The following is a 2,037-nucleotide window of genomic DNA, read 5'->3' as shown; positions in this document are numbered from 1 at the left end:
GTTTCAAAGGTTTACGCCGACACCCGCCACGAAAGCCTGAACGAGGTGAATCGCGACATTATCATGGATGATTTCGCCGCCTGGGCCGACGAAGTCCTCAAAGCGTGACGGATTGGCCCATTGCAAGAGCCGTGACAGCCGTTGCAGGGCTTGATAGAGGCTCTGCTTTCGCAGCAATCGCAGTGATTGCGGCAACCACGGTGATCCATGGCTGAGCCCCCGCTGAAAGGCGTCCGCGTCGTCGAACTCGCCCGCATCCTTGCCGGGCCATGGGCCGGGCAGTTGCTTGCCGATCTCGGCGCCGATGTCATCAAGGTCGAGAGCCCCGATGGCGGCGACGACACCCGCAAATGGGGCCCGCCCTTCGTCATGGGCAAGGACGGCGAGAACCTGTCGGCCGCCTATTACCATTCCTGCAACCGCGGCAAGCGCTCCATCGCCATCGATTTCTCGACCCCGGAAGGCGCCGAGACGGTGCGCCGGCTGGTCGCCACTTCGGACGTGCTGATCGAGAACTTCAAGCTCGGCGGCCTGAAGAAATACGGCCTCGACTATGACAGCCTGCGCAAGATCAACCCGCGCCTCGTCTACTGCTCGATCACCGGTTTCGGCCAGGACGGTCCGTACGCACCGCGCGCCGGCTACGACTTCATCATCCAGGCCATGGCCGGCATGATGTCGATCACCGGCGAGGTCGGCCGCGAGCCGCAAAAGGCGGGCGTCGCCATCTCCGACATCTTCACCGGCCTTTATTCGGTCATCGCCATCCAGGCAGCACTGCGCCATGCCGAGCAGACCGGCGAAGGTCAGCATGTCGACATGGCGCTTTTCGACACCCAGATCTCGGCGCTCGGCAACCAGAATTTGAACTATCTCGTCTCCGGCAAATCGCCGGTGCAGATGGGCAATGCGCATATGAACATCGCCCCCTACGAGGTGGTGCCGGTCCGGGATGGGCACATCATCCTGGCGGTGGGCAATGACGGCCAGTTCGCCAAATTCTGCGCTGCCGTCGGGCTGGACGATCTGCCAGCCAATCCAGATTTCGCCACCAACCCCGCCCGGGTCGCCAACCGGGTCAAGCTGCGCGAGCATGTGATCGAAGCGCTGAAGATCTTCGACCGCGATCCGCTGCTGGCAAAGCTGGAAGCGGCCGGCGTGCCGGCGAGCCCGATCAACACGATCGGCCAGATGTTCGCCGACCCGCAGACGATCGCGCGCGGCATGCGGCTCGACCTGGACGATGGCCATGGCAATCTTCTGCCTTCGGTGCGCGCGCCGATGGTGATGTCGGGCACGCCGCTGGTCTATGAGCGCCCCTCGCCGCGCCTGGGCGAGCACACGCAAGAAATCCTTGCCGAACTGGAGAAGTCTGGACAATGAAGACCGGCGGACAACTCATCGTCGACGCTCTCGAAGCCAACGGCACCGACCGCATCTACTGCGTGCCCGGTGAATCCTATCTGGCGGTGCTCGACGCGCTGCACGATTCAGCGATCCGCACCATCGTCTGCCGCCAGGAAGGCGGTGCCGCCATGATGGCCGATTGCCACGGCCGCCTGACCGGCAAGCCCGGCATCTGCTTCGTCACCCGCGGCCCCGGCGCCACCAATGCCTCGGCCGGCATCCACATCGCCATGCAGGATTCGATACCCGTCATCCTGTTCATCGGCCAGGTCGCCGGCCACGCCAAGGAGCGCGAGGCTTTCCAGGAGGTGGATTACAAGAGGTTCTTCGGCGACATCGCCAAATGGGTAGTCGAGATCGACGACGCCTCGCGCATCCCAGAATTCGTCACCCGCGCCTTCGCCGTGGCGACATCGGGCCGTCCCGGCCCGGTGGTGATCTCGCTGCCCGAAGACATGCTGACCAGTGTCGTCGAGGCGCCCGTCGCCTTGCCGCACACACCGGTGGAAACACGGGCCGGCGAAGCGGAACTCGATGCGCTGGAAAAGCTGCTGGCTAAGTCCAAGCGGCCTTTCGTCATCCTTGGCGGCACGCGCTGGGACGCCGAGGCGGCTGCACAAATGCGCGCGA

2 protein-coding genes and 1 pseudogene are annotated in these 2,037 nt (G+C 64.2%); all 3 read left to right on the top strand.

The genetic code is table 11. The annotated features are described in order from the left end of the window. Positions 1-108, top strand: a pseudogene (locus tag EN991_RS41360) (alpha/beta hydrolase); the annotation flags it as partial. Between the two features lie 99 nt (positions 109-207). Then, positions 208-1,383 carry a CaiB/BaiF CoA-transferase family protein gene (locus EN991_RS33940; protein ID WP_013530920.1) on the top strand — a complete coding sequence of 392 codons (1,176 nt, stop codon included), beginning with the start codon at positions 208-210 and terminating at the stop codon, positions 1,381-1,383. Continuing rightward, on the top strand, positions 1,380-2,037 hold a 658-nt coding region (locus EN991_RS33935; protein WP_245461150.1), incomplete at its 3' end, for a thiamine pyrophosphate-binding protein. The genes EN991_RS33940 and EN991_RS33935, both read left to right, overlap by 4 nt.

It is taken from the genome of Mesorhizobium sp. M7A.F.Ca.US.005.03.2.1 (genome assembly GCF_003997795.1).
GTDB lineage: Bacteria > Pseudomonadota > Alphaproteobacteria > Rhizobiales > Rhizobiaceae > Mesorhizobium > Mesorhizobium ciceri.
Note: the sequence above shows the minus strand (reverse complement) of the source record. Positions and strands in the feature narration are given on the sequence as shown.